The sequence below is a fragment of the Cryomorphaceae bacterium genome (genome assembly GCA_007695365.1).
GTDB lineage: Bacteria > Bacteroidota > Bacteroidia > Flavobacteriales_D > SKUL01 > SKUL01.
This window is the reverse complement of sequence record REDV01000083.1, coordinates 93,208-100,269: the sequence shown is the minus strand read 5'-3', so window position 1 is coordinate 100,269 and position 7,062 is coordinate 93,208. Positions and strand designations below refer to the sequence as shown.

General features: G+C 50.0%; 5 protein-coding genes. 2 read left to right on the top strand and 3 right to left on the bottom strand.

Translation table 11 applies throughout. The features are described 5' to 3' along the window. The first annotated feature begins 203 nt into the window (after positions 1-203). On the top strand, positions 204-824 hold the full coding sequence (locus EA392_07610) for a hypothetical protein (protein ID TVR39194.1): 621 nt from the start codon (positions 204-206) through the stop codon (positions 822-824). A gap of 39 nt (positions 825-863) precedes the next feature. Here the strand turns inward: EA392_07610 and EA392_07605 are convergent, their stop codons facing one another. Beyond that, positions 864-2,345 carry a cell filamentation protein Fic gene (locus EA392_07605; protein ID TVR39193.1) on the bottom strand — a complete coding sequence of 494 codons (1,482 nt, stop codon included), beginning with the start codon at positions 2,343-2,345 and terminating at the stop codon, positions 864-866. 208 nt (positions 2,346-2,553) lie between these two features. Here EA392_07605 and EA392_07600 point away from each other — a divergent pair, with 208 nt between their 5' ends. Further along, positions 2,554-3,657, top strand: coding sequence for a hypothetical protein (locus tag EA392_07600; protein ID TVR39192.1), 1,104 nt, complete (start codon positions 2,554-2,556; stop codon positions 3,655-3,657). A gap of 171 nt (positions 3,658-3,828) precedes the next feature. On the opposite strand, the gene dnaK is transcribed toward EA392_07600, so the two are convergent. Next, complete coding sequence (gene dnaK / locus EA392_07595; protein ID TVR39204.1) at positions 3,829-5,730, bottom strand: molecular chaperone DnaK; 1,902 nt, start codon at positions 5,728-5,730, stop codon at positions 3,829-3,831. 162 nt (positions 5,731-5,892) lie between these two features. Then, entirely contained in the window at positions 5,893-6,999 is a 1,107-nt protein-coding gene (locus tag EA392_07590; protein TVR39191.1) for a hypothetical protein, read from the bottom strand. Between the last annotated feature and the right edge of the window lie 63 nt (positions 7,000-7,062).

Here is a 7,062-nt window from a genome sequence, read left to right as displayed (position 1 = left end):
AGTACAATGAAAGTTGGGTGAGGAAATGTGGCGCAGGATTCAAAGCTCTGGAAGCAACGAGGCAGCGGTTGGCTCGAAATACTAACCGCCCTCAGCGTCCTCTACGAGTCACTCTGAGGGAAAGAAAGCAGGTAGAGAAACTCGCTTCCCTGATAGACTCCATTCACTTAACCTTTTCATAGGCCAAAATCGCTACCTTCGCCATGACCCAACCCATGAGCATCCTTACCAAAATAGCTTGGAATTTCAGCCCGAAAATGCGCGACCACGCTGTACAGGCGGTGCTGATTTTTACCAGTGTGTTTTTGGCTTTTGCACTCAATGAGTGTAGGATGACCAGCATCGAAAAGCGCGAAACCCGGAAAGCATTGGCGGCCATTGTTCACGAAATGGAAAACAACCTGGACGTACTCGAGCGATGGGCTCCGTACCACAAAGAGGTGATGGACCGCACTTTTCAATTGCTGGAAACCGACAGTGCGGTGCTGACTCAAGGGCGTTTTTCCTTAGAGCATCTGGCAGGCGACAGCAGCAGCCTGATGCGCGAGTTTTTAACGCGGCACGCCTGGGGCTATATCAACGCGCAAAACATCAACTTCGATTTGCAAACGCGGATAGATGTCATCATGGTGTATCAACAACAGGAGTTTGTAGAAAAATCGCTCGGGAGGCTGATTGAACTGCTTTTTAGCCGCGAGATGCTTGAAGAAAACCAAACCCTGGAAAACTATGTGTTGTTTGGTCAGTATATGGGCGACCTCTGGGGCCAGGAGCACGCAATGATAGATACCTACAAATTTACCCTCGAAAGATTGAAGGAGTAGCAAGGGGTGAATGGCCCGGTTGTACGCATCCCCCGCAATTTAGGGCTTCGGAATTTTCAGCCGTCCTTCGGTGTGCTCCAGAAAGGAGTCGGAAGCTTCCAGAAGCCTTTGCATACCGTCCATATCATTGGAATAAACATGCCAGCTGAACAAAGAGGCGCGCAGGAGCATACGTATATAGGGGGCTGTATCTCCATTACGTGTGAGTCTTCTGAGCGCACCTAAGTAGTCGTCTCGATACACCGTCGGAATCATAATTTTGCTTTGCCTGCCCGCCACCATCTCTGCATTCATCATGATTCTCGCGATACGCCCGTTACCGTCCAGAAAAGGATGTACCTCACTGATCACAAACATCATATACGCGGCCTTTGCAAAAGGGTGTTTCAAAGCACGGTAATAGTCGAAACTCTTGATGAGCGTGCCTCTTACCAAATTGAAGTCAACAAATGCGGTTTGTCCGGCATAATTGTTCCGGTCTTTGAAGAGTCCGGGGTTTTTTTCTGTACGGGCACTGAGCAAGGCCTTGTGTCGGTATTGCAGAATGGCGAGGAGTTCATCGGGGGAGGAGGGTGTTTTGGACATCTCCCGCCTGTTCGAAACGATTTTGAAGGTTCCGAGTACATCGTGCGAATCTTCATTCCTGGTGAGCATCGGTTGATTCGTTTCAACAATGGTTTTGGCTTCGTTCACCGTGAATACCGTCCCTTCAATAAAATTGGAAAAGTAGCTTTCGAAAAACGCAAAGTTCCTGAAAGACTGTGCGGAAAAGTTCTTGTCGGGTCGGTTCTCAAACACCTCTGCGTGCAATGCCCTGAACAATTCCTCAAACAGTTGCAGCCGACCGGGGTCGTACGGATAACCAAAGGCTCGCGCCGCAGCAAGGGGTGAAGAGAGTACATTGGCGTTGTGTGTAGATAAAATTGCGCTGATCAGCAGGTTTAGCGATGCGTACTGCTTTTCCATCCCGAGCTCTTTTGCAACGTGTTTTGCCTCGTCACGCAGCTTATTGAGCGCTTGCTCACCATTCATTCGCACCATTCGCTCCAGCTTTTCTTCTATCACCGAAACGGGAAGTGTTTTGGACCTTGGCCCCGGCGTTTTGGAAATCTGCAGATTCTCCAGAAAGGCCCGTGCCTGCTGAGAGGTAAATATCTGACCCATGAATGGAGTGTCGCCGTTAATGGCTGCTGGGCCTTCGAGCAATCTCACGGTCACACCGGGCAAATTGATTTTTCGGGTGTATTTGTAGGACAGGAAAATATGACCTGCTTCGGTAGGTTTGTATTCAAACGCCGAGCGGTGACTTACCACAGCGCCCGGATACAAATGTCCAAGAATTCGAAACAGATTTCGCCTTACAATGTCTCCAGCAGTATCGATATGGTTGGAGCTGTACACGCGCGGGGCAATTTTGCGGACTTTGCCTGCCCTGACCAGCTTGGAAATCTGCGCTGAGACCTTTTTATCGGCCGATGCAAAGATGACTTCTTCGAGATGTAAATCAGGAATATTTTCCATAATAAGCCAAAATACTTTCAAATTTCGGGAATATTTTCCATAATAGCTACTCGAATGCGGAAAAAATTCTATTATACCGATTTTAACCGGAAAATATTCCAAAATGCCAATCCGGAGAAACTCCTGACACCCGTTTATTCACCGTAAATGTTGTTGAATGGATGCGTAATGGTTAGTTTTGAGACGATAAACCTCAAACCAACCCACCATGCCACGCAACAAAATCAACATCCTGTCCATTGACGGCGGGGGAATCCGCGGAATCATTCCCGCCACCGTGCTTGTGCACATAGAAAAACGCATTCGCGAAAAGAAAGGTGATGACAAACGCATTGCCGATTATGTAGATTTGGTGGCCGGTACCAGTACCGGAGCCATATTGGGAGCCATGCTCCTGGTTCCGGATGAGCACGGGCGACCCAAATTCACCGCCGAAGATGCGCTGGATTTCTACGTTCAATACGGAGAAGAGATTTTTAATCAATCGAAAAAACGCGGTACATTCGGTCAGTTGTTGGTGGGCGCGGCCAGGTACACTGAAAAACGCCTGGAAAGCCTTATGGTGAAAAAACTGGGTGATTGTATGCTCAGCGAGTTGCTGAAGCCTTGTATCATCACATCCTACAATATGTACAATGGCACGGCGGTGTTTTTCAACAGCAGGGAGGAGAAGGCTGAAAAAGGAGATTTCCTGCTGCGCGAGGTGCTTCGATCTACCTCAGCCGCTCCCACGTATTTTAACCCGGCCATGTTGGGTTTTCACGTGCAAAACGGCCAACGCATGGTGAACCTTGACGGGGGCGTATTTGCCAACAACCCGGCCATGTGTGCTTATGCCGAGGCCAGGGGTACAGTTTTTCCCGGTTGGCAGGATGATCTAAACCCAAATAAAGCCTTTCCCACTGCGCGCAATATGCAGATGCTTTCGCTCGGAACGGGCGGGGGGTACCCCGATCTGGGAAGTCCGGAAAAGGCCTCGCGATGGAAGCTTCTGACCTGGGCGAAGAAAACACCCGATATTATGATGGACGGAGCCCTCAACACCGTAAATTACCAGGTGCAGAAACTCTATGAGTCGCTGGATGGAGTTGAAGTGAAGAACTACAAACGGGTGGATTTTCCCAGACCTGCCAATGGCGCAAAACCACCGTACAATGCAGACATGGCCGATGCTTCAGATAAAAATGTAAAAACATTACAGCAATGTGGTCAGCTTACAGTGCAACATAGCAACAACAACGCTGAAGAAAGTCTGGATGCCTTTGTAGATAAGATGATTGTGGCAGTTGAGGGTTCCCACAACTTGGCTTGATCTGAATGTTCTTGCAAAATCAGGTTAAAAAACTTCTCACAGCCCTGTAAACTTGCCAACAGAGGAATCACATCGCTCCATGTATGACTCGTTTCTAAACAGCAACCCCCGCAAACAAAAAAGCGGAACCGCAATGGCGATTCCGCTTTGATGATGGTTTTACTGATGTGCTTACTTGTTGTCGTCTTTCACTTCTTCAAAGTCCACATCGGTTACTTCTTCGTCGGATGAGCTACCTTGTGCAGATTGCCCGTCTCCGTTTTGGCTTTGCTGTTGTGCCTGGTACATATCCTGGCTGGCAGCCTGGAATACGGTGTTGAGCTTTTCCATGGCACCGTCAATAGCAGCAAGATCCTTGCTTTCGTGTGCCTTTTTCAACTCAGCGAGTGCGTCCTCAATGGGCTGCTTTTTGTCGGCAGGAATTTTGTCGCCAAACTCTTTGAGCTGCTTTTCGGTTTGGAAGATCAGCGCGTCGGCCTGGTTGAGCTTTTCAGCGGTTTCCTTGGCCTGCTTGTCGCTTTCGGCGTTGGCTTCGGCTTCTTTCTTCATGCGCTCAATTTCTTCCGGGCTCAAGCCGCTGGAAGCCTCAATGCGAATGCTCTGCTCTTTATTGGTGGCCTTGTCTTTGGCGCTTACGTTAATGATTCCGTTGGCGTCAATGTCAAAGGTTACCTCAACTTGCGGCACGCCGCGCGGAGCAGGAGGAATGCCGTCCAGGTGAAAACGTCCGATGGTGCGGTTGTCCTTGGCCATGGGGCGCTCTCCCTGCAGTACGTGAATTTCTACCGAGGGCTGATTGTCACTGGCCGTAGAAAACACTTCCGACTTGTTAGTGGGGATGGTGGTGTTGGCGTCAATCAGTCGCGTCATTACACCGCCCATGGTTTCAATTCCCAATGAGAGTGGTGTTACATCAAGCAACAACACATCTTTGGTGTCGCCACTGAGAACACTTCCCTGAATACCGGCTCCGATGGCCACCACTTCGTCGGGGTTCACACCTTTGGAAGGGTCTTTTTTGAAGAAGGCCTTCACGGCGTCCTGCACTGCGGGAATACGCGTAGAACCTCCCACCAGGATCACCTCGTTGATGTCGCTCACCGACAAACCTGCGGCTTTCAGGGCCGATTCACAGGGAGCAATGGTTTTCTTAATCAGGTCATCGCAAATCTGCTCAAATTTAGACCGGCTCAACTTGCGCACAAGGTGCTTGGGCACACCGTCAACCGGCATGATATAGGGCAAGTTAATTTCGGTTTCGCTCGAGCTGGAAAGTTCAATTTTGGCTTTTTCGGCAGCTTCTTTCAAGCGTTGCAGCGCCATCGGGTCGCGACGCAGATCTACACCCTCGTCATTTTTGAACTCGTCGGCAAGCCAGTCGATGATGCGCTGGTCAAAATCGTCACCGCCCAGGTGGGTATCACCGTCGGTTGAGAGTACTTCAAATACGCCATCTCCAAGCTCCAGGATGGAAACGTCGTGTGTTCCACCACCGAGGTCGAATACGGCCACTTTCAGGTCAGTGGTTTTCTTGCCAAGACCGTAAGCCAGCGCCGCAGCGGTGGGCTCGTTGATGATACGCTTCACCTGCAATCCGGCAATTTCGCCCGCTTCTTTGGTTGCCTGACGCTGCGCATCGTTAAAGTAGGCCGGAACGGTAATCACCGCTTCGGTTACTTCCTGGCCGAGGTAGTCTTCTGCGGTTTTCTTCATTTTCTGAAGAATCATGGCAGAGATTTCCTGCGGTGAGTATTTGCGGTCGTCAATCTGTACGCGCGGTGTGTTGTTGTCGCCTTTTACCACTTTGTACGGCATGCGATCAATTTCTTTGGCCACCTCGTCAAAAGAAGTTCCCATAAACCGCTTAATAGAGTGAACAGTTTTTTCGGGGTTGGTGATGGCCTGTCGTTTGGCCGGGTCGCCCACTTTTCGCTCTCCACCTTCTACAAATGCAACGATGGACGGCGTGGTGCGCTTTCCTTCGCTGTTGGCAATCACCACCGGCTCGTTGCCTTCCATTACAGATACGCAGGAGTTGGTGGTACCTAAGTCTATTCCAATTATTTTACCCATTTCAATAAAGTTTGCTGATTCGTGTTGCCTCGCAGGAGTCAATTTTTATACCAGCGCCCGAAATGGGTGCATACGTGCAAATTTGACACAATAAAGCGTGTCATGCACCTGATAATTCCGACAAATTGTCAAGAAAAAGCCGGGTGGGACTGCCAGCAGCCTTTAGTCGCAGTCGCAGGGACCGGTGGGGCAGGAACCGGGAATGGCCGGGTTGCAAAAGCAGTAGGGCTGCATCACCGGGTTAATCTGGAACTCCTGCCGGGTAGCACTGCTCAGGAGTTTTCTCCTCACCAGTTTGTATCGGCTGGAAAACAGGCCCAATGCGCGCTCGCCTTCAATATTGCTGAACTCCGGGCGCTCTGTAACGATACCAGTAACAGGCGTGTTGATGGTCATGTAGCGGGCCAGGTCCTCTCCGGCGGCAAGCATTACAAAATCGCAGGAGTCGAGTGAGCGGAAGGCTATCTGCGGATCGCACACAATGCTGTTTGCAATACCGTTGAAGATGTCTTCAGGAAAATAGGGCTTTTCAAACTGTGAGGAGGTAGAACCCAGTGCTGCCTCGTGGCTGCCCAATCCCCAAACATAGGTGCGGTTTTTCACTGTTCCGTCCAGGTAGTGCTCTTTGTAGCGAAATTCAATGCGCGCTTCATAACGCACGGCACTTGGCTCCGATAACATGCGCATACGTTTGTTCTGGCTGAAAACACCTTCAGAAACCATCCAGTTCTCGCTATTGTCAAAGCTGGAGCCTCCCTGGTTGTTGGGGAAAGGAATGGCAATGGAGATCTGTCGCAGAAAAGTCGGGGCCGTTTTACCGATAATGGTCTCACCGTTCACCTTGATATTCAGGGTGTACTCGTTCACCAGCTGGTTGGGGTTTACATTGAGATTAATGGGGTTTCCCTGATTGTTTACCCTGAGATTTTCAGTAGTTATAAACACCTGAACATCCTGGTCGAAGAATGCACCGGAAGGGCGGTTGGGCACTATGTGAGGGGTAAGTTCAACTGTTTGATTGGCGAACTCCAGGGTCACTTCCAAATCGTTGGGGTCGTATTGGCTCGAATCGGGTACTTGTGCAAAATCAAGGGCATTTCCTTCACCCAGAAAAGCCTTGTTGATGCGCACTACCTGGGTGTCGGCGCTGAGGTCAACAAGACCGTAAACCGTGGTGTAGCGCTCGTAGGGAGCGTTGAGATCCACCTTGGTTTCGCAGGACCACAAGCCCAGCGCGATGAGTAAAAATAACAACCCGTATTGTTTCATTCCAGCGGTTTTAACAAGGCAAATGTAGGGCTTTCGGATTTTACGGTAGGCGTTATTTGAGCA

Excerpts from the sequence above, each read along its gene's own strand:
- EA392_07590 (TVR39191.1), bottom strand. The coding sequence starts at position 6,999 with ATGAAACAATACGGGTTGTTATTTTTACTCATCGCGCTGGGCTTGTGG.
- EA392_07605 (TVR39193.1), bottom strand. The coding sequence starts at position 2,345 with ATGGAAAATATTCCTGATTTACATCTCGAAGAAGTCATCTTTGCATCG.
- dnaK (TVR39204.1), bottom strand. The coding sequence starts at position 5,730 with ATGGGTAAAATAATTGGAATAGACTTAGGTACCACCAACTCCTGCGTA.
- EA392_07600 (TVR39192.1), top strand. The coding sequence starts at position 2,554 with ATGCCACGCAACAAAATCAACATCCTGTCCATTGACGGCGGGGGAATC.
- EA392_07610 (TVR39194.1), top strand. The coding sequence starts at position 204 with ATGACCCAACCCATGAGCATCCTTACCAAAATAGCTTGGAATTTCAGC.